This window comes from Pedobacter paludisoli, from assembly GCF_052344095.1.
Classification (GTDB): domain Bacteria; phylum Bacteroidota; class Bacteroidia; order Sphingobacteriales; family Sphingobacteriaceae; genus Pedobacter.
Map to the genome: position 1 here is coordinate 2,195,400 of NZ_CP179926.1, position 21,706 is coordinate 2,217,105.

The window sequence follows — 21,706 nt, forward strand, 5'->3', positions numbered from 1 at the left end:
TAAATTGATTTCCTTTACACACTATATCCTTATTAGTATGCATATTTTAAACACACTGATCCGTATTCTTACACGATCAAAAACCTGTATTATCTTGCTATTTCTATTTATAGGAATCGGCAAATCAATAGCTCAACAAACCGAAAACAAACCAGATAGAGAAGAATGGTTTCGTTCTTTAGGCTTGGGAATGTTCATTCATTGGAGTTTCGATTCGCAAGTGGGCGCTGTCATTAGTCATTCCATGGTTGGCGCCTCCCCTGATTATTTGAAAAAATTCGTGTACGAATTGCCAAAAACCTTTGATCCTGACAAAATGAATCCGAAGGAATGGGCTGTTTTAGCTAAGCTAGCGGGGATGAAATACGTCGTTTTTACCGCCAAGCATCACTCGGGTTTTGCCATGTGGAATACCAAAACCACGGATTTCTCGATCAAGAATACTCCTTTTAAACGCGATATTACGAAGGAGATTTTTGAGGCTTTCCGCGAACAAGGAATCGCCATTGGTGTATATTTCTCTCCCGAGGATTTTCATTTGCTTTATCAGATGAATGTCCCTATTGGCCGTTTACAACACCCCATGCATTACCCGGCAAACAACAGTAAACTAATGGCATTAGATAAAAGCCAACTAAAAGAGCTTTTAAGCAATTATGGAAAAATTGATGTCATCTTTTTTGATGGCCCTGCCGATGGATTGAAAGAATACGCCTGGAAACTACAACCCGATATTGTGGTTACGCGCGGACAAATGAAAACCCCTGAACAAACTTTGCCTAAAGAAATTTTAAACGTTCCGTGGGAAGCGTGTTTTACGATGGGAACAGATTGGCAATATAAACCCACCAACGATCCTCATAAAAGCGGTACACAAATTATCAACATGCTTATTGAAACACGCGCAAAGGGTGGGAATTTACTGTTAAATGTAGGGCCAAAGCCAAATGGTGAAATTCAAATTGAACAAGAAGCATTGCTAAGAGAAATGGCTCTGTGGAATCTCGTAAACGAAGAATCGATTAGAGATGTTCGTCCTTGGCACTTCATGAAACAAGACGACATTTGGTTTACCGAAAACAAGAAGAACAATACAATTTATGCCTTTATACCCGGTGGACCTAACTGGAAATACGGTACGAGGAAAAATCTGGTCCTCAAAAATTTAAAACAAACAGCGGCCACCAAAATTAGCGTAGTGGGTTACAATAGTCAGGTAGTTGAATACAGAAAAGATTTTGACGCTTCTATTCGAGCCGAGAACACGGACAGTGGCATACAAATTAGCGCCGTAAACGGCCTACGGTTGTATACGAATAATCAATGGCCAAATCCGATTGTATTAAAGATTGAAAATGCTACCTATACTGGTCCCATCACTGAAAACAAAACAAAAGACAAAAAAGAAAGCAACGGAGTTGAGGGTCTATTCTAAGAACGGAAACCTACACCCTCGCCCTTTAATACAAAAACAGCCAAGGCGAATTGCCTTGGCTGTTTTTTTTGCTGTAGATCTAATCGCTTAGTAAGCTCTTTGATTATTTCCTTCTTTCCAGTTGATAAACGCTTTATTTACCACTTTGTTACCTCCGGCTGTAGGATAATTTCCTGAAAAATACCAATCGCCTTTATTGGTTGGAATAGCACTGTGTAAGTTTTCTAACGTTTGATAAATAACTTGAACTTCTGCTACTGTTCCTTTTGGCGTAATGATTTCAGCAATTTTTGCCGAAATTTCTTCCGGGGTAAAAGGAGCATATATTTCCTTCACGTGGTTGATAATTTCTTCTTTTGGTAATAATAAAGATGCTTTACATTTTGCATATACATCTTCAATTACTTGCCACATTCCGCGCTCTGTAAGCAATTGAATGGCTGCATCAAAAGCCACAAACTGGCCCATTCTGCTCATATCAATACCATAACAATCCGGATAGCGGATTTGAGGTGCCGATGATACAATGATGATTTTCTTTGGATGTAAACGGTCTACTATTTTAATGATACTTTGTTTCAAGGTTGTTCCTCTTACAATTGAATCATCAATGGCCACAAGTGTATCTTCGTGATTTTTGATAATTCCGTATGTGGTGTCATATACATGGGCAACCATTTCACTTCTATCCGCATCTTGCGTGATAAATGTACGAAGCTTAACATCTTTGATAGCTAATTTCTCTACACGAGGAGCCATAGAAAGAAGTTCATCAAGTTCTGTATCATTTAATACTTCTTTCTTGGTTAACAATACATCTTTTTGATAATTCCGGATGTATTCACGAACCCCATCTACCATTCCAAAGAAAGCTACTTCGGCCGTGTTTGGAATAAAAGAGAAAACGGTCTTTTTAAGATCATGTCCAACAGCATCCAATACTTGTTTGCACAATAAACGACCTAATTGCTTGCGTTCTTGATAAATTTCTTTATCGCTACCTTTTGAGAAATAAATACGCTCAAATGAACACGATAATCGTTCAGTAGGTTCGCGGAATTGCTCCATACTTACCACACCATCCTTTTTAATGATTAAGGCATGCCCTGGATCAATTTCTTTAATATCTTTAAATTGAATATTGAAAGCTGTTTGAATAGCAGGACGCTCGGAAGCAGCCACCACAATCTCGTCGTCGTAATAATAAAATGCCGGACGAATACCTGCGGGATCGCGCATGATAAACGAATCGCCGTTACCCACCATTCCACAAATTGCATAACCACCGTCCCAGGTTTTTGCCGAGCGACGTAAGATATTGGCAATATTTAAATTCTCCGAAATTTTTTGTGTAATCGCTACGTTATCGTGTCCTTCTTTCTTGTATTGATCGAAAAGATCTTGATTTTCATCGTCTAAGAAGTGACCTATTTTTTCCAGTACCGTAACGGTATCGGCTTTTTCTTTGGGATGTTGACCTAACTCATACAATTGCTCAAGCAATTCATCCACATTGGTCATGTTAAAATTACCTGCAACAACCAAGTTACGGGTCATCCAGTTATTTTGGCGCAAGAAAGGATGACAGTTTTCGATACTGTTTTTCCCATGCGTACCATAACGCAAATGGCCTAATAATACTTCACCAATAAAGCTCACGTTATTTTTAAGCCATTCTGTATCCTGCATTAACTCAGGGGTATTTTCTTGTATATCTACAAATCTACTTTGTACATATTCAAAAATATCTGCAACCGCATTCGATGCCATGCTTCGGTAACGGCTAATGTACCTATTGCCTGGTTTCATATCCAACTTAATGGTGGCAATACCCGCGCCATCTTGACCGCGGTTATGCTGTTTTTCCATTAGAAGATATAATTTGTTAAGGCCGTAAAGTGCTGTACCGTACTTTTGCTGGTAGTAAGAAAGTGGTTTTAACAGGCGAATAAAAGCGATTCCGCATTCGTGTTTTATCTGATCACTCATTGTGTGGGTTTGAAAGTGCAAAGTTATCCTTTTAAAATTTCACAACCTAAATAAAAATGCTTTCTTTTTTAATGATGAGGTTTAGCTGACAGATTTGGAAAATTTTGAATCTAAAATCACTAAAACGGTTTAACAATACCCCTATTCAGACCATTGACAAAAAACGAGCCTAAATAATGTTTGCTATTTACGAAACTTCTGCCTGTGTTTAAAAGAATCAAGATACAACGTTACTCAAAAACGAGCAAAACACGATGTGTTCAAATCACTTTATTTTAAATGATTTTAACGCTGCCGCAAAAAAAATGGAGGCCTGCTCATCAAATACTTTCGGATCTCCGCTGGTGTAAAACTCTTTCTCTCCTCCCCGGCTCAGTTTCGATTCTATCTCTGGATGACGCTCAAGATAATTTACTAAACTTTTTGCCACAATATCTCCTTGCGTTAGAATCTTAACGTATTCTGGAAAAACGGCCTTTAGCTTTGGCAGTAGCAGAGGATAATGGGTACAAGCCAACAACACGCAATCTATCTCATCTGATTGTGCTAACAGAGCGTTACAATACTCCTTTACGAAGAAGTCGGCTCCAGGCTCTAAATGTTCATTGTTCTCTATTAGGGGCACCCACATGGGGCAGCTTTGCTGAAATACTTTTATATCGGGAAAGAACTTTTGGATTTCTAATAAATAGGATGCTGAGTTTACGGTACCTCTTGTTCCCATAACACCTATTTCATTACTGCTAGTATATGCACCAATTACTTCCGCTGTAGGACGAATGACGCCCAGCACACGCTTGTTTGGATAACGAGCTGGTAAATCTTTTTGCTGAATGGTTCTTAACGCTTTTGCAGAAGCGGTATTGCAAGCAAGGATGACCAATTCGCATCCTTTACTAAAAAGCCATTCTACGCATTCTAAGGTGTACTTGTAAATTGTATCAAAAGAATGATCACCATAGGGTGAACGCGCATTGTCACCTAAATAAATATACGTGTATTCGGGTAATTGATCTGCAATGGCCTTGAATACTGTTAACCCTCCATATCCTGAGTCGAAGATACCTATTGGTGCTGTTTTATTCATGCGTAAAATTAAAAGTCCTTTAAAACAAAAACGGAACTAAGTTAAACTTAATTCCGTTTTAATATAAACTTAGATAGAATCCTTTTTTCTAGGACATCTATTTTAGATTATTTTTTTGGAGCAGCTGGTTTAGCTGCAGTAGCCGTAATACCTAATTTAGTTTTTACAGCAGCAGTAACATCCTCGCCACCTTCCCAAAATACTAAGTTATTACCACCTTGTCCGTTTGCAATATCAAAAACATATGCTAATCCTTTTTCTTTAGCAATGGTAGAAATTGCAGAAGCAACTTTGGTTTGAATCGGTTGAAACAATTCTGCTTGTTTATTTGCAATATCTTGTTGTGCTTTTTTTTGTGCATCGGTAATGCGTACTTCAAGATCTTGCAATTCTTGACCAGCAGTTTGCAATTGTTTTCCTACTACTTCTTTGTTTGCCTCACTTAAGGTTTTCTCTAAATTCTGAGCCGCAGTCCTTTTAGTTTGATATTCTTTAAGCATTGCGTCAATATCGGCTTGTTTTTGTTTGCCTAAAGTTTCTAAAGTGGTTTGGGCAGTTTTAGCTTCCGGAAGGTTAGCAAAAACCTCTTCGGAATTAATGTGACCTAATTTTTGTTGTGCACTTGCCATATTCGCTGTAAACAATAAACCCGCTGCTACAAAGAATACGTTAATTAACTTTCTCATCTTTCTATTTTACTTTTTTCTAATTTACTTTTTTTAATGAAGGCGTGAATATAATAATTTATTCTAATTTTTTCCACTGCTTGGTTTATAGCCTAATTTGGTAATTACATCATTACTCAAATCGTAACTACTACTAGCATAAATCATCATCGTTGCCTCGCTACTTTTATCAAAAATAAAGTCTAAATATTTGGCTTTTGCAATTTGCTTAATTACATCGGCTACTTTATCTTGAATGGGTTTTAAAAGTGCTGAGCGGCTTTGAAACAACTCACCATCCGGCCCAAATTTCTGACGTTGAAATTCTTTTGCTTTTTTTTCTTTTTCTATAATTTCATTTTCACGGCGTTTGCGCATATCATCGGTTAATAATACCTGATCTGCTTGATAGGCTTTGTACATCCGATCTATTTCACTAAAATTTTGATCAACCTGTTGTTGCCATTGTTTTGACGCCACATCCAATTGATTCATTGCCGATTTATACTCGGGCATATTTTTTAAAATATATTCCGTGTCTACGTAGGCAAACTTTTGTGCAAAGACACCAAAACTTGAACAAATTAGGAATGCGATTAAAAGACTCTTTTTCATATGTGTGCAATTTTGTGTTTTGTTTCCTACTTCTTTATACTTATACGGAACGAAACAAAACTATTTTTAATAACCTAAGTCCTAATAACTCTATTTAGAAGCATTTATTGTACTAAATAATTGTGCACAAAGATAGTATCTAAAAACAAAAGCCCAAGTAAACTTGGGCTTTTAACTTTTTTTAACAAAAAAATGAATTACTAAAAATTTTTATAAAAAGATTCTCTAGGGTTTTGAGGAGCTTTTTGCCACTCATAAGTAGCACTCATTCTATTTATCACAGGAGTAAGCCCTGATTGACCAGACGAAAAAGTATTTCTACATTCTGCTATACCATATGTTTCACCAGTATCAAAACTCTCACTAAAAATCCCATAATGAGTTATAGTATAATTACCTCGTATTCTGGCGTAATACATTTCATCACTCCTCCAATCCTTTTTCCCAAAAAGACCACCCTTTCTATACGCCTCTCCTTTTAATGAAACCCCACATGAAGAGCCTAGTGAGGTATTTTCCGCCCATGCATAAATCAGTACCCGTTCCGGTCTCCCGTTATTATATTCATTTGAATAATTCACTTGGGTCCCTCCAGTTAAAATAGCCAAAGTGGTGGGTTTGGTAATTTTAGCAGATGAAGACATAATATTCAAATCTCTTCCATCTGACTTAACGCTAAGATTTCCAGTAACAATGGTTTTCACTAAAACCTTATTTGTATCCAGTTCTTGAGAAAGATTTTTACTTTGAACGCCCTTCTTATAAACTTCAAAATCAGAGTTTTTAATGGTATATTCCTTATTTTCGCTATATAAGTAAATTTTATCCTCAATATGTAATGCTCCATTTTTATTGAGAAACCGCCTAATCACTGGATCCTTCAAATTACATCTTATATTTTCATCAAGTGTATCTTTTTCTAAGGAGATATAATTTAACTTGCTCAACAATGAATCTACTTTTTCAAGCGGTATATTATTTAACGATTTCCATATTTTACTAAAACTCTCATGATTCTTAAAACTTAATAAACCTTCTTTAACTGTAACATCTTTCATCAAATTTCTTTCATCTCGTACAATCGATTCATTTTGATTATAAGAGTAATCCTTTTTACATGAACTTACAATAAAACATATGAATGCAATTGCTAGTACTAATCTAATTGTTTTTTTCATAGTAATTGTTTTAAATTTTAAAAATTAGATTCAAAATTACTTAATAATACTACTTTTAAAACAAATTAAACTTATTATATATATAAATTTAATTATACAATTATACATGTGAAAATTATTCATTTTTACTTTTTTTTTCATTTAAATAATCAATTAATAAAAAAAGGCAACCTTTGGGTTGCCTTTTCAAAATATGTTTAATAAATCAATATCTAAAATCCACCTAATTGCTGTGCAATACTAAAGGTGAAATTTTGTTTACCACCATCATTTAAGCCAGGAATACTGTCGAATGCATGACCATAATCAATTCCCAATAAGCCAAAAATTGGCAAGAAAATACGCGCACCGATACCGGCTGATCTTCTGATGTTAAACGGATTAAAATCACTAAACTGATTCCAAGTATTACCACCTTCAGCAAAAGCTAATACGAATGCGGTTGCTTGTTGACTTTTAATTACTGGATAACGTGCTTCTACCACATACTTGGTATAAATTGGGCTACCAGAGGTTTGTGCGATATTTGGATCTGAACCATTTGGAATTACCCCATTGTTAATATATCCACGCATAGCGATAATTTCAGAACCTTGTAAGAAATCAAACCCTTGCATACCATCACCGCCCAATTTAAAACGTTCAAATGCTGATTGACCTACCGCAGAATTATAATACCCTAAGAAACCAAATTGTGCTTGTGCTTTAATAACTAAGTTACCCGCCACACGCTGATACCATTGCGAATCAAATTTCCATTTATGGTACTCGGTAAATTTATACTTACGCTCATCAGATGCGGTTGCATAATTCACATTGTTCATTAAAGAATATGGAGGTGTTAATTGAACAGTAAAACGATTATATGAACCCGATGTTGGGAAAATTGGTGAATCTCTTGAATCGCGACTGAATTCTGTTGACAAGTTGATGTTATACGAAGTACCTGTCTGGAATAAAAATCCGGTATAATTATCTAAAATATACTGTTGAAAACTTAGCGCATTTGATAATTGGAAAAAGTTATCCGGCCAGTTCAATCTTCGGCCTAAACTCACCGTTACACCATTCAAACGAATTCTTCGATCCAATGGGCTTTTCCCCGAGCTTGAATACGGTACATAGTTTAACGATGTAAATGCACTCACCCCAAAACTAACTGGTTTTTTACCACCAAACCATGGTTGAGAAAACGAGAAGCTATACGATTGATAGTATTTACCATTTGTTTGACCACGCAAACTTAGTTTCTGACCATCTCCTTTCGGAAGCGGCTTATACTGATCAAAATTGAAAATGTTACGTAATGAGAAGTTGTTGAAGGTTAAACCAATGGTACCAATTACGCGGCCGCCACCAAAACCACCTGATAATTCTATTTGATCCGAAGGTTTCTCTTCTAATGCGTATTCAATATCTACGGTACCATCACTTGGATTAGGACGTGGCGTAGGAACGGTTTTCGTTTCATCGAAATTACCTAACTGGCCTAACTCACGAATGGTCCGAATTAAATCACTTTTATTAAACTTTTGTCCCGGTTTTGTACGAATTTCACGCATCACAACCTTATCGTTTGTAATGGTATTCCCTTTAATGGTAATGCGGTTATTGGTATACTGCGGACCTTCAATGATACGCATTTCTACATCTACTGTGTCACCGTATATTTTTGTTTGTACCGGATCGATATTGAAAGTCAAATATCCATTATCTGTATATAAACTGTTAACGTCTCCTCCATTCTCGCCGCCACCATTTAACTTCTTATTCAGCTTATCTTCACTGAAGATGTCTCCTTTTTCAATTTGTAGTACTTTACTTAAAATACTATCCGGATAGATGGCATTTCCTGCCCAGCTGATATTTCCAAAGAAATATTTCTTTCCTTCATACAAATCCATTTTAATGCTAACACGTTTTTCATCGTATTGATAAATAGAATCTTTTACCAATGCTGCATCGCGATAGCCTTTTTCATGAAGCTTTGCTATTAATTTTACTTTGTTCTCTTCGTATTTTTCTTTTGCAAACTTACCTGAACCCCAAAAACGCCACCAAGCAAATTGCTTCGGGTTTTTCAAGAATTTACGCAACTTGGCCGAACTAAAGTCTTTATTTCCAGTAAAATCAATGTGTTTAACTTTAACACGTGATCCTTTATTAATGTTTGCTTCTAACACTACACTGTTTTCAGAATTTGGATCTTTACGTGTAGTATAATCGATATTGGTAAAGAAATGTCCTTTATCTAGCAAATATTTTTTGATAATAGAGGTCGTTGTATTGTACAAGTTATCGTTTACAATTTTCCCAGTTTTATCATTTAATTTTTCTTGAATAGCTGTCTTCTCCCCTTTACGAATTCCTTTTAATTCAATTGCGCTTAAACGAGGTCTTTCAACCACCTCAATTTCGAAATAAACGGTATCTGAAACAAATTTTTCAATGTTGATTTTCACATCATCAAATAATCCTTGCGCCCACAATATCTTGATTGCGTCGCCGGTAGCCTCTCCCGGAAGTAGAATTTTATCGCCTTTCGATAATTTAGTTAAGGTAACCAAAACGTCTTTATCTAAATATTGTGTACCAATTACTGTAGCACCCCCAATAATAAATTCTCTTGGGTTAAAATAATCCAAATCTAAACCACCAACCTTCAATGAGGGGGTTGCCGGCGCTTGACCTTGAGGACGAATTTGAGCAAAGGCCGGTGCGGCTAAAAGTACGAGGATTAAAACTTGAAATATTCTTTTCATTAAATTGTTTGTTCAGTAATAACCAATTTAGGAGCTTATTTTTAGGCTCCTTAAAATGGTTTCTTTTATCGTATTAAGTGGTGCTAAATTAGCTTAAACGCTTGTTAAAAAGTGTTAAAAGAAAAATTAGTTTAATTGTTCGCTAATTTTACCAAATCGACGCTCACGTTTTTGGAAATCTACAATTGCTTCAAATAGGTTTTCTCGCCTAAAATCTGGCCATAAAACATCGGTAAAATAAAACTCCGTGTAGGCCATTTGCCATAACAAATAATTGCTAATGCGGTGCTCTCCACTTGTTCTTATCATCAACTCCGGATCGGGAATATTAACCGTTGTTAACTGAGAAGAAAACACCTGTTCATTTATATCGTCTATGGATAAGGTATTGTCTTTTACAGCTGCCGCAATTTTCTTTGCTGCCTGCACAATCTCCCATTTAGCACTATAACTTAATGCCAGTGTTAAGGTACATTTTTGATTATGTGCCGTTTTTTCCATGGCTTCTTTTAAATCATCGATACATTGTTGTGGCAAAGAAGCGATATCTCCAATAGCGTTTAGCTTAATGTTATTTTTATTAAGTGTTTCGGTTTCTTTGTTAATGGTCGAGATTAAAATCTGCATTAAAGCCTCCACTTCTTCTTTCGGACGGCTCCAATTTTCAGTTGAGAAGGCATATAAAGTGAGGTATTCTATTCCCACTTCTACACACCCTTCCACAATATCTTTCACAGAAAGTACGCCGTGCTCATGCCCAAAAACACGCACTTTTCCTTGTTCTTTGGCCCAACGGCCATTCCCATCCATAATTACCGCAATGTGTTTTGGCAAGCGGTTATTGTCTATTAGTTCTTTAAATCCCATTAATTCTATCAAAATCAGCTTAAAAGGAATAGCATTTTGAGGTTACAAAGGTAAAAGATATGCCCACACTAACAAATAGATAAGTGTCCCTTTTTCTAAAATCTCCTCTTTGAGTGTTTGCTTTGGGCGATGTATTCACATTGCTGGACAAATTAAGTGTAGGATCAGACAAATTATAGTAGTAAGGCGACTCACCAACAACAGAACTAATAGCCGGATATCGATTGCTCACATCGTCTAAATAATCGGTATAAGCCGTTCTATACCCTAACTCGGTAAATACCGACCACTCGTTTTTATAGTTATAGCGTAAGCCCCCGCCAAAAGGAAGTGTTAACACTATGTTTTTATATTTTTCTTGTTGCCCTTCGGTATAATAATCGCGCAAATCATAATTTGTTCCACCATACGATGCTGTTGGATTAAAAAGAACAGCTCCGACACCTACAAATAAATAGGGAGTAAATTGCCGTGTGCCGCCTTGCAAGCGATAGTTAAAAAAATTGACATCAACCGTTGTGCTTACTTCATTTAACGAGCTTTTAAATTTCAAATTTCGCTCTCTAAATTGTTGATTGGATGATTCAGAATCTTTTCCCCAAATCATACCATGATTATAGTTTAAACGAACGCCTACATATTGATTGAAATTGAGCTTACCATATATTCCAGCCGAATACCCTGTTACTTTCAGAAGGTTATTCTGATTTAAATCGCCTATGTAGCCAGCACCCCCGCCCATGATCCCAATTTCCCAATTCGATTCTTGCGCATTGGCACCAATAGAAAGAAACGATGTTAAAAGGATGATATAAACAGGTTTTAATAATGTCATACTCAATAGTTACGGGTATCAATACCCCAAAGCAATTTATTCCTTAACGTCCCCAAATAGGTTTCATTGTTAAGGCGTATTAAGTTAATGCAAAAATTGGCTTTTTTAATGGTAATTTTTACAGCTCCTTCAACAGTAACGGTTCTACTATCGCAAGAAACTAAAAACTTTGATTCTCGTGCTTCTACTTCAAACGACAATTCATTATCATCGGGCAGCACCACCGGACGCACATTAAGGTTGTGTGGTGCAATAGGTGTCACAACAAAATTCTCCGAATCGGGATAAATAATCGGACCTCCGCAACTTAATGAATAGGCGGTAGAACCCGTTGGTGTGGCGATAATTAAACCATCTGCCCAATATGAATTAATAAACTCCTGGTTCATCGAGGCATGAATAATCATCATCGCAGAGTTATCACGGCGATGAATAGTAATATCGTTTAACGCAAAGTTTTCTTCTCCAAACAAATTATTTTCCGACTCTAAAACCAATAATGAACGAGTATCTAGTGTATACTCCTGATTAATTAAGGCTTTTAAAGCCGATTCAATTTCATTTTTGTTAATACTCGCTAAAAAGCCTAAGCGTCCGAAATTAATTCCGATAACGGGAATACCTGAATTGCGGATTAACGACAGGGTATCTAACAAGGTGCCATCGCCGCCTAAGCTCAAAAGTACATCTGCGCGGTCTTTTAATTCCTGATGATTGTGAAAAACACCTGTATTTTCGGGAATATCAACTCTGCCTTGTAAGAAGTGTTTAAACTTGGAATACAATACCGGTTGAATACGATGCTGATTTAAATGGCTAAAAACTTCTTTTACATACGGTAAAACGGTATCGTTAAATTCTCTCCCGTAAATAGCAATCCTCATATTCAGGCTTTTAAACATTTAAATAATTCATCAAAGAATCGTATCGTTCTTTTGAACCATTATCTACCTGTGTATTGTTGTACACTTCTTTGACGATATAATCGTATCTTTCAAAAGAGGCTACCAACGAGGTAATCTCTGTCTTATTAATTTTTAGTGTAACTTCCAAACGGGTTGAATCTTCGAATGAATTTACCGACGATGAAAGTATTTGCGCATTATCAGCCTCTACAATTTGGGCAATGTGCGCTAATGAATTATCGCGATTACTTATTTCTAGTACCACGATACCTCCGGGTTCATTTACAGCATAACTACTCGCTATTGCATCAACAATTTTATCAATTGTAATTAAGCCTAAATAGGTTTTATTTTGATCTAAAACCGCTATACAGGTTAATTTGAGTTTGTTAACTACGCGAATCACATCGTAACTGTGTGCATCGCTAACAATGAACACGTGCAGCAAATTCAGCGATAAATCTTTTAATAGAGTGTTAGGATCTGCAACTGACAATAAATCATCTTCTGGCACTAAACCCAAAAAAGAACCCTGGCTTAACACGGGCAAATGCTTTAATTTAAATTCGTTCATCCAATTTAAAGCTTTTTGCACCGTATCGCTCGTTTTCAATGTTGGAATCGCGGTCGATATGATTTCTGCTGCAAACATTATTTTAACAAAACTCTGTTTAAAAATTTATCTAAATATTCATTAAATATTTCAGGTTGTTCCATCATAGGCGCATGCCCACATTTGTCCACCCAATTCAATTCTGAATTAGGCAATAGTTGATGAAATTCTTCTGCTACATCCGGAGGAGTTACAGTATCGTTTTTGCCCCAGATTAAAGATACTGGGATGGTAATTTTAGACAAATCCTTTGCCATGTTGTGGCGGATTGCCGATTTTGCCATGGTTAAAATACGAATCACTCTCGATCGATCATTCACCGTCTTAAAAACATCGTCAACTAACTCTTTTGTAGCTGTTTTTGGATCGTAAAACGTTAATTCTACTTTCTCTTTAATATAATCATAACTCTCTCTACGTGGAAATGAACCTCCAAAAGCATTTTCATACAAACCAGAACTTCCGGTTAAAACCAACGCTTTAACATACTCCTTGTGTGCCACTGTAAATACTAAGCCTACGTGGCCACCCAATGAATTACCCACTAACACCACCTGACCTAAGTTCTTAAATTTGAAGAACTTATGAATATATCTAGAAAGTGCTTTAACCCCTAGTGTTAAAATAGGTAAATCGTAAATAGGTAAAATGGGAACCAAGATGCGGTAACGGTCTTTAAAATGGTCAATAGCCCATTCCCAGTTACTTAGCTCGCCCATTAATCCGTGCAATAGTACCAGTGTTTCACCTTCTCCGGCTTCTATAAATTTAAATCCGTCTTCTTCTATTATCGGGTATTTCATATATCTTATGGATGGTACTTTGCTACTAAGTTAGTAACTAAATTTAATTTTTGGCATTTATGTACTTATTTTCTGAAATAAAATCGAAAACGGTACAAAAACCATCTTTACGTCGCAAAAATAAAGATTTTAAAAACATAATCAATCTTTACAGCTGCGCATGATACTGGTATTACGCTAAATTCTCTTTCACTAATTCAGCAATTAGCTTTCCATCGGCTTTGCCGGATAAGGCTTTATTTGCCAATCCCATAACCTTGCCCATATCCTTAACTGAAGTTGCGCCAGATTGTTTGATTACATCAACAATAATAGCCGCAACCTCTTCTCTGCTCAATTGTTTTGGCAAGAATTGACTAATTACCTCTATTTCCTCCTCTTCCACTTTGCTCAAATCTTCGCGATTCTGTTGTTTGTAAATATCAGCCGATTCGCGACGTTGTTTGATCAGTTTCTGAAGGATTTTAATTTCTGTTTCTTCGGTTAATTCCTCGCTTGCGCCTTTTTCTGTCTTGGCTAATAATAAAGCCGCCTTTATGGCTCTTAAACCACGTAATTGAGCATCGTTTTTAGCCAACATGGCTTTTTTTATTTCTTGATCTATTTGTATCATCTTTTTTAATTTGGCCTGTTACAAACCTTAAATTACTGAATTAAATTCTATTAACCAATGTTGCCGTTGCTTGTGCAGATGGCATAATTAATAAGTCGTTAATATTAACATGTTTTGGACGGCTTACCACGTACCAAATTGCATCGGCAATATCGTTGGCAATAAGCGGCTCCAAGCCTTCGTATACCTTGCTTGCTTTTTCGGCATCTCCTTTAAAACGTACCAGCGAGAATTCTGTTTCAACCATACCCGGATTAATAGCCGAAACTTTAATCCCATGCGGAAGCAGATCCATGCGCATTCCTTTATTCAAGGCATCAACAGCATGCTTACTAGCACAATATACATTCCCATTGGGATATACTTCTTTCCCTGCAATAGACCCAATATTCACAATGTGGCCTTCTTGATGTGGAATCATCCAGTTGGAAACAACTTTAGTAACATACAACAAGCCTTTAACATTGGTATCAATCATGGTATCCCAGTCATCGGTATTGCCTTTATCAATGGGATCTAAACCTTGGCTCAAACCTGCATTGTTCACTAAAACATCTACTTTTTTCCAGGCGTGTGGCAAAGACTCCAATACTTCTGTTACCGTATCTTTCTGACGTACATCGGCAATTAGCTGAACAATTTCTACACCATATTTTGCTTCTAAGTGATGTGCTACTTTTTTAAGTTTTTCTTCACGACGCGCTAACAGAATTAAACGATATCCTTGTTGCGAAAATATCTGCGCACATGCCTCGCCAATACCCGAAGTGGCGCCTGTAATAAGTACGGTTTTAGTCATAATGATGAATTTAACTGCTTAACTCGACGTATTCATTTTAAGCATGAACAAAGGTATGTTTTTTTGTTTTGTACGGCTACTGAAAAATTAAACTGAACGTTAATTGACGTAGCATTAACTTTTCAATGGGATTCGCAAAAGGTGTATCGTCATGCACCAAAACATCGCTTGTTGAGTAGGATAATTTAATTTCGGGCGACATTTTAAAATACTCGAAATAAAAATCGCAGCCAATTCCCGTTTCATAAGAAAGGTAGTTCCGTTTATTTTTTACAAACTTATCCAATGGTGCCGCATCGTCGTCAAAGGTTTTCTTCTTGGAAGCAATGTCCATCGAAAATTTTGCTCCCCCTATCCAATAGGCTCTAAAATTATTCATCCTATCCGACTTCACTTTTATCCCCATGGGAAATTCGAACATGGTTGCTTGAACTTTCTTATCAATAACATTTGAGAATGATTTGATTTGTCCATTATTTAAAACAATAGGCCCTTGGGGTTCGTATTCATAACTTATGATCCGGTCGCTAAATATTAACGAGGGTGTTACCCGGAAATCCAAGTTATCGCTTATGTTTCGATTGATAATAAATCCCAAACCAAAGCCTTGTGTGGGTTGACTGTAAATTGCTGTTGGAATAGACGTTACAGGATTTCCATCTTGTGGATCAAGATATCGATCGCGCCAATTAGCCTTTTTTAAAATTTTGTATTCTCCAGAAATGTATTGAAAATTAAAGCCCCAAGTCCAATCATCGTCATCTACGCCTCCGCCCCAATTTTGGGCAAATGTGCCAACTGAAAGTAAAAGGATGATGGAAAGGAAACTTACTTTTTTTATCATTTAATCCCAGTGTATATCGAACTTATTCCAAACGTTAAAGTTTTTTGTTTGGTATTTTTAAATCCAACTTTTTCCATGAGCGCAAGAAAATCATCACCATCCGGAAAAGCCGCTACCGATTCTGGCAAATATTCATATGCGCGTGAATCTTTTGAGAACAATTTACCAAAAAACGGGGTAACATTTTTAAAATAAAAATTATAAAGTTGCTTAACCGGAAAAACGCGAGGCTTGGAAAATTCGAGTACCACAATTTTTCCATTTGGTTTTAATACGCGATGCATATCTCGCAAACCTTCTTCCAAGTGTTCGAAATTACGCACGCCAAAACCAACCGTAATTGCATCGAATGTATTATCTTCAAAATGCAAACCCTCTGAATCGCCTAGTTGCACCGAAAAAACTTCAGTCAAATGACGTTCGGCTATTTTCTTCTTGGCAACTTCTAGCATACCTTCCGAAATATCAACACCCACCACTTTTTCGGGCTGTAGTTTTTTAATGGCTTCAAAAGCAAAATCGCCTGTTCCGGTGGCAACATCTAACATTTTGCGCGGCTGAAGGGCAACCAATTCTTTAATTGCCTTTTTACGCCACAGCACATCAATACCCAGTGATAAAAAATGATTTAAAAAATCGTAAGTACCTGAAATATTGTTAAACATGGTTGCAACTTGCTCTTTTTTGGTTGCATTTTCAACTTGGTATGGAGTGATATTCTGATTCATGATATCGGCAAAGATAGCTAAAAGTAAGGAAAGTTGGCACGAATCATCCTGGTTAGGAACAACAAAGTAAATAAAGAAAAATACCCCAAAATAGCCTCGTCGAACAAGCTTCTTAGTTCCGACACAAAACCCTACCTTTGTAGCATGATTATCAAAACGGCAACATTTATTTGTAGCAACACGCAAGTTTCGGCTTTACCTGCTCCTACATTACCCGAGTATGCATTTATTGGTCGCTCAAATGTGGGTAAATCTTCCTTGATCAACATGTTGGTTAATAAGCACGGCTTAGCAAAGACATCACAACGGCCGGGAAAAACACAATTAATTAATCACTTTTTGATTAATGAAAATTGGTACATCGTTGATTTACCGGGATATGGCTATGCAAAAGTTTCGAAAACCAGTCGCGAGAAATGGGAGAAATTTATCCGTGCCTATCTAACCAAACGCGAAAACTTGCAATGCGTATTTGTACTGATTGATAGCCGTTTAGATCCACAACAAATTGATTTAGAATTTTGTTACTGGTTGGGCGAACAACAAATTCCATTCTCGTTAATTTTTACCAAAGCCGATAAACAAGGTATGACCACCACTCAGAAAAATGTGGCAGCCTTCAAAAAGAAACTCAGTCAATGGTTCGAAGAAATTCCGTCGACATTTATTACCTCATCTGAAAAAGCATTGGGCAAAGAAGAGATTCTGTCTTTTGTAAGCGAAGTAAACGAACATTTTGTTGAACCGACCGACTATAAAAAGTTTTAATCGCATCGTTATCATAAACAACCGTTGTAATTTTTTACGTAAATTTTCTTTATTTACTGATCACATAAAATGAAAAAATACTTTTCACTTGTATTATTTGCACATTCCATCTTTGCCTTACCTTTTGCCATGATTGGCTTTTTTTTGGGCGTTACCACAACCGATAATCCTTTTCAATGGCATAAATTTTTATTGGTTTTACTTTGCATGGTGTTCGCCAGAAATGCTGCCATGGCTTTTAACCGCTATTTAGATCGAAACATCGATGCTAAAAATCCACGCACAAAAATGCGCGACATCCCGGCAGGAAAAGTGAGTGCAAAAGAAGCTCTGCTATTTGTTATTATCAATTGTGTGCTTTTTATCATCAGTACCTATTTCATCAACAGCTCTTGCTTTTATTTATCGCCAGTAGCCTTGTTTGTGGTACTTTTTTACAGCTATACCAAACGTTTTACAGCGCTTTGTCATTTGGTTTTAGGTCTAGGGCTATCCCTTGCACCCATTGGTGCTTATATTGCCGTAACCGATCATTTTGCATTGGTGCCTGTTTTATATTCATTTGCGGTACTTTTTTGGGTGAGCGGTTTCGATATTATCTATGCGTTACAAGATGAGGATTTCGATCGTACTGAAAAATTACATTCAATCCCCTCGGTACTTGGCATAAAAAATGCTTTAAACGTGTCGGTTCTATTACATATTTTCTCAGCGGCTTGTGTAATTGCACCTATATTTTTAATGGAAAACACCTTCGGTTTTATGTATTACGCAGGTGTTATCTTTTTTTGTGCGGCATTAATTTATCAGCATCTATTGGTAAAACCAACCGATATCAGTAAAGTGAATAAGGCATTTGCAACCACCAATGGAATGGCCTCGGTTATATTTGCTGTTTGCTTCTTAATTGATACTTTTTTGCGCGTAAAATAACCCTTTAACTGTTTTAGAACTTTATTCAAATGAAAATAGAAAAGAAAACCAGAACATATATCCCACAAGATTTAACCTATACTTGGGAGAATCTTGAACCTCTTTTTATCGAACTTCAAAACCGCGAAATTGGAAGTGCTATTGATTTAGAACAATGGCTAAAAGATCGTTCAGAAATTGAAGCTGCACTAGAGGAAGACTTTGCATGGCGCTACATTAAAATGAGCTGCGACACGGCAAACGAAGAGTTAGTAAAGCGTTTTCAATATTTTGCGACTGAGATAGAGCCTAAAATTTCTCCTATCAGTAATGAACTGAATAAAAAGTTTAACGATAGCCCGTTTTTAAATGATTTAGATAAAGAAAAATACTTTGTTTATACGCGTGCCATCAAAAAAGCACTTGAACTTTACCGCGAAACCAACATTGAACTCTTTACAGAATTACAGGTTAAACAACAGCAATATCAAGGCATTACGGGTGCTATGAGTGTTGAGATTAATGGCCAAGAATACACCTTGGAACAAGCGGCTACCTTTATTAAAGATTTAAATCGCGAGGTTAGAGAAAACGCATGGAAAACCATTCAACAACGTAGGTTGGTTGATAAAGATGATTTAAACATCTTATTCGATGAATTAATTCGTTTACGAAATCAAGTGGCTTTAAACGCGGGTTTTGAGAACTACCGTGATTACATGTTCCAAGCCTTGGGACGCTTTGATTATAGCCCGCAAGATTGCTATGATTTTGCAAATGCCATTGAAAAAGAAATTGTACCAATTTTAAAAGAACAAGCCAATAAACGTAAAGAAGCACTTCATTTAACAGATTTAAAACCTTGGGATTTAGAAGTAAGCATCAGCGGAAAGCCCGCTTTAAAGCCATTTAACAATGGTGCTGAGCTGATTGATAAAACAATCGAATGTTTTAATGCAATTGACCCACAATTAGGTGAAAAGCTTGCTATCATGAAAGAAAATAATCTTTTTGATGTAGAAAGCAGAAAGGGAAAAGCACCAGGTGGATACAACTATCCGTTAGCGGAAACAGGAGCTCCGTTTATATTCATGAACTCGGCCAACTCGCTACGCGATTTAACTACCATGGTACACGAAGGAGGGCATGCCATTCATACCTTCTTAACTGCCAACTTAGAATTAAACGACTTTAAACATTGCCCTTCAGAAGTTGCTGAGTTGGCTTCTATGAGCATGGAATTAATTTCGATGGATAAATGGGATGTTTATTTTGACAATCAAGAAGAATTAATCCGCGCTAAAAAAGAGCAATTAGCCGATGTACTTAAAACATTGCCTTGGGTAGCGGTGATTGATCAATTTCAACAATGGATTTATACCAATCCAATTCATACAGCGGCAGACCGCGAAGAAACTTTTAAACAAATTTACACCCGTTTTGGCGCTGGTTTTGCAAATTGGGATGAGCTAGAAACTCAATTTGGCAATGTATGGCAAAAACAACTTCATTTATTTGAAGTGCCTTTCTACTACATTGAATATGCAATTGCACAACTTGGCGCTATTGCTGTTTGGAAAAACTACAAAGAAAACCCGAAAAAAGCCTTAGAACAATATTTAGCGGCGCTTGCTTTAGGCTATACGAAACCGATGAATGAAATTTACGAAACGGCAGGAATCAAATTCGATTTTAGTGCCGCGTATGTAAAAGAATTAGCGGAATTTGTGAAAGAAGAATTGAATAAATTAGGCTAACATAGAACCTGCGGAAAGTTTAAAAATAGAAAGTTAGGCTTTCCGCAGATTCGTTATTAAGTGGTTTCTTGTTTTCGTATTTTAAGGATAAAAGCCATCACTATTAACGATAAAACAATCAGAATCAAATAACTATAACTTAGGGTTTGCTCATCTTTGGCTGGTAATAAATTAACGATTCCATAGCTAAAGAAAGAAACAATTACATAGGTTATCCCTCCGGTTAAACCCGATGCAATCCCCGCATTTTTGGGAAATTTACTTAAGCAAAAGGTAAAGTAATTATTAAAGGTAAAACCTGCACATACGTGGATAATAAAGGCAAAAAAGATTAGTGTGTACAAGTTTTGTATAAAAAAAGTGCTCAGTATCATCAATAAAACGAAAATCAATTGAATTCCTGAATTAATGCTTAATCGTTTAAAAAATGGTTTATGAATACTAGCCTTTCCGATAAATCCTCCTACCATCCAGGCAAAGCCTAAAACCAACGAACTGTATCCGGCAATTACCGGCGAAAAATGCAACTCGTGTTCTATAATAAAGGGTCCTGTCATGTTGTAAATCATCACCATGCAATACGCCAAACCCAGCATTCCGATGCCCAACGTAAAACTCGATGTTTTAATCATGTCAACATATACACGGGTAATTTTATTCAAATTAAACGCAATGGAATGCTTAAGCGTTTCTCCCCCAAACAGCAGCTCTAATACAGCCAATATCAATGCAAATCCAGCCAAGAAATAAAAATTAGATTCCCACCCGAATGCTGCTTGCAAGTATCCGCCAATGAAAGGAGCAATGATGGGCCCCGTTGACCAAATGATAGAGAAAAGGCTCAAATAATGTTTCAACTTCTCACCTTCAAACACATCAACAAAATACGCCCGCTTCGCTACCACAATAGCACCAACTGAAATACCATGCACAACGCGCATCAAATAAATGAGGTAAATATTGTGCGTAACCGCTATAACCACGCACGACAAGGCAAAAATAAGCAAGGCGTACAAACCAATTTTATATCGGCCAAAACTATCCAGCACACTACCAATAAATAACTGAGAAATACCATAACTAATTAAGAAAATACTCAATGTCAATTGAACTTGAATACTCGAAACATGCATTTCTGCAGCCATGGTAGGCAAAGAAGGAATATAAATGTCAGTGGCAAAACCCGATAAAGGAATTAACGCAAAAGCAATTAACGTAGCAAGACCTTGATTTTTAATTTTTGGCTGAACGGCTATATCTGCTAACATAAGTATAAACTGTTGAAAAGGTAGATTTTGTAAAAAAGATTGCAAAAGTACTCTTTTGCGAAGCGACAAATTGAGTAGATTACCGAAATAATGCCCATTTGCATGGGTTTTCTGGAAATTTTACATTGCAAAAACACCTACTTTACATTTCAACTACAACATTGGATAAATAACCTCAAGAAAATTTTCATATCTGAATTTTCCAAACCGTACAGGGGCATTTAAATGAGATATTTTTTTTAAGTTTGGAGAAAACAAGCTAA

Annotated in this window: 20 protein-coding genes; 4 read left to right on the forward strand and 16 right to left on the reverse strand. The window is 36.5% G+C overall.

Annotation, left to right across the window (positions count from 1 at the left end; translation table 11 throughout):
- Positions 1-37: 37 nt before the first annotated feature.
- Positions 38-1,435 (forward strand): alpha-L-fucosidase, encoded by a 1,398-nt coding sequence (locus tag ACJVDK_RS08855; protein WP_443939914.1) that lies wholly within the window; start codon positions 38-40, stop codon positions 1,433-1,435.
- Positions 1,436-1,522: 87 nt separating this feature from the next.
- On the opposite strand, the gene ACJVDK_RS08860 is transcribed toward ACJVDK_RS08855, so the two are convergent.
- From ACJVDK_RS08860 to ubiE, 15 genes are all read right to left on the reverse strand, one after another.
- The gene (locus ACJVDK_RS08860) at positions 1,523-3,424 is read right to left on the reverse strand and encodes an amidophosphoribosyltransferase (RefSeq protein ID WP_443939915.1); all 1,902 of its coding nucleotides are present in this window, start codon (positions 3,422-3,424) and stop codon (positions 1,523-1,525) included.
- A gap of 265 nt (positions 3,425-3,689) precedes the next feature.
- Positions 3,690-4,511, reverse strand: coding sequence for a glutamate racemase (gene murI, locus ACJVDK_RS08865; protein WP_443939916.1), 822 nt, complete (start codon positions 4,509-4,511; stop codon positions 3,690-3,692).
- 107 nt (positions 4,512-4,618) lie between these two features.
- Positions 4,619-5,197, reverse strand: a complete 579-nt coding sequence (locus ACJVDK_RS08870) for an OmpH family outer membrane protein (protein WP_443939917.1) — start codon at positions 5,195-5,197, stop codon at positions 4,619-4,621.
- Positions 5,198-5,260: 63 nt separating this feature from the next.
- Positions 5,261-5,791 (reverse strand): OmpH family outer membrane protein, encoded by a 531-nt coding sequence (locus ACJVDK_RS08875; RefSeq protein WP_443939918.1) that lies wholly within the window; start codon positions 5,789-5,791, stop codon positions 5,261-5,263.
- A 200-nt stretch (positions 5,792-5,991) separates the two neighbouring features.
- On the reverse strand, positions 5,992-6,969 hold the full coding sequence (locus tag ACJVDK_RS08880; protein WP_443939919.1) for a hypothetical protein: 978 nt from the start codon (positions 6,967-6,969) through the stop codon (positions 5,992-5,994).
- A 212-nt stretch (positions 6,970-7,181) separates the two neighbouring features.
- Positions 7,182-9,731, reverse strand: a complete 2,550-nt coding sequence (gene bamA / locus ACJVDK_RS08885) for an outer membrane protein assembly factor BamA (RefSeq protein WP_443939920.1) — start codon at positions 9,729-9,731, stop codon at positions 7,182-7,184.
- Between the two features lie 126 nt (positions 9,732-9,857).
- Positions 9,858-10,598 carry an isoprenyl transferase gene (locus tag ACJVDK_RS08890; RefSeq protein ID WP_443939921.1) on the reverse strand — a complete coding sequence of 247 codons (741 nt, stop codon included), beginning with the start codon at positions 10,596-10,598 and terminating at the stop codon, positions 9,858-9,860.
- 19 nt (positions 10,599-10,617) lie between these two features.
- The gene (gene porG / locus ACJVDK_RS08895; RefSeq protein WP_443939922.1) at positions 10,618-11,433 is read right to left on the reverse strand and encodes a type IX secretion system protein PorG; all 816 of its coding nucleotides are present in this window, start codon (positions 11,431-11,433) and stop codon (positions 10,618-10,620) included.
- Positions 11,434-11,435: 2 nt separating this feature from the next.
- A complete protein-coding gene (locus ACJVDK_RS08900; protein ID WP_443939923.1) occupies positions 11,436-12,317 on the reverse strand; it encodes an NAD kinase in 882 nt (293 codons plus the stop codon).
- Positions 12,318-12,327: 10 nt separating this feature from the next.
- Positions 12,328-12,990 (reverse strand): CBS domain-containing protein, encoded by a 663-nt coding sequence (locus ACJVDK_RS08905; RefSeq protein ID WP_443939924.1) that lies wholly within the window; start codon positions 12,988-12,990, stop codon positions 12,328-12,330.
- Positions 12,990-13,754, reverse strand: a complete 765-nt coding sequence (locus tag ACJVDK_RS08910) for an alpha/beta fold hydrolase (RefSeq protein ID WP_443939925.1) — start codon at positions 13,752-13,754, stop codon at positions 12,990-12,992. Before ACJVDK_RS08910 ends, ACJVDK_RS08905 begins: the two co-directional genes overlap by 1 nt.
- Before the next feature lie 172 nt (positions 13,755-13,926).
- Positions 13,927-14,367, reverse strand: a complete 441-nt coding sequence (locus tag ACJVDK_RS08915) for a GatB/YqeY domain-containing protein (protein ID WP_443939926.1) — start codon at positions 14,365-14,367, stop codon at positions 13,927-13,929.
- Between the two features lie 40 nt (positions 14,368-14,407).
- Positions 14,408-15,166, reverse strand: a complete 759-nt coding sequence (locus tag ACJVDK_RS08920; RefSeq protein ID WP_443939927.1) for an SDR family NAD(P)-dependent oxidoreductase — start codon at positions 15,164-15,166, stop codon at positions 14,408-14,410.
- Between the two features lie 76 nt (positions 15,167-15,242).
- Entirely contained in the window at positions 15,243-16,010 is a 768-nt protein-coding gene (gene porT / locus ACJVDK_RS08925) for a type IX secretion/gliding motility protein PorT/SprT (RefSeq protein ID WP_443939928.1), read from the reverse strand.
- Complete coding sequence (gene ubiE, locus ACJVDK_RS08930) at positions 16,007-16,738, reverse strand: bifunctional demethylmenaquinone methyltransferase/2-methoxy-6-polyprenyl-1,4-benzoquinol methylase UbiE (RefSeq protein WP_443939929.1); 732 nt, start codon at positions 16,736-16,738, stop codon at positions 16,007-16,009. The genes porT and ubiE overlap by 4 nt, the downstream gene beginning before the upstream one ends.
- A gap of 144 nt (positions 16,739-16,882) precedes the next feature.
- Between ubiE and yihA the strand changes: the two genes are divergently transcribed.
- The 3 genes from yihA (at position 16,883) to ACJVDK_RS08945 (ending at position 20,175) form a co-directional block, all read left to right on the forward strand.
- Positions 16,883-17,506: a ribosome biogenesis GTP-binding protein YihA/YsxC gene (gene yihA / locus ACJVDK_RS08935; RefSeq protein WP_443939930.1), complete on the forward strand. Its 624-nt coding sequence runs from the start codon at positions 16,883-16,885 to the stop codon at positions 17,504-17,506.
- Positions 17,507-17,575: 69 nt separating this feature from the next.
- Entirely contained in the window at positions 17,576-18,439 is an 864-nt protein-coding gene (locus tag ACJVDK_RS08940; protein ID WP_443939931.1) for a UbiA-like polyprenyltransferase, read from the forward strand.
- A gap of 29 nt (positions 18,440-18,468) precedes the next feature.
- Positions 18,469-20,175, forward strand: coding sequence for a M3 family oligoendopeptidase (locus ACJVDK_RS08945; protein ID WP_443939932.1), 1,707 nt, complete (start codon positions 18,469-18,471; stop codon positions 20,173-20,175).
- A 56-nt stretch (positions 20,176-20,231) separates the two neighbouring features.
- On the opposite strand, the gene ACJVDK_RS08950 is transcribed toward ACJVDK_RS08945, so the two are convergent.
- Complete coding sequence (locus ACJVDK_RS08950; protein WP_443939933.1) at positions 20,232-21,443, reverse strand: MFS transporter; 1,212 nt, start codon at positions 21,441-21,443, stop codon at positions 20,232-20,234.
- Positions 21,444-21,706: the final 263 nt, after the last annotated feature.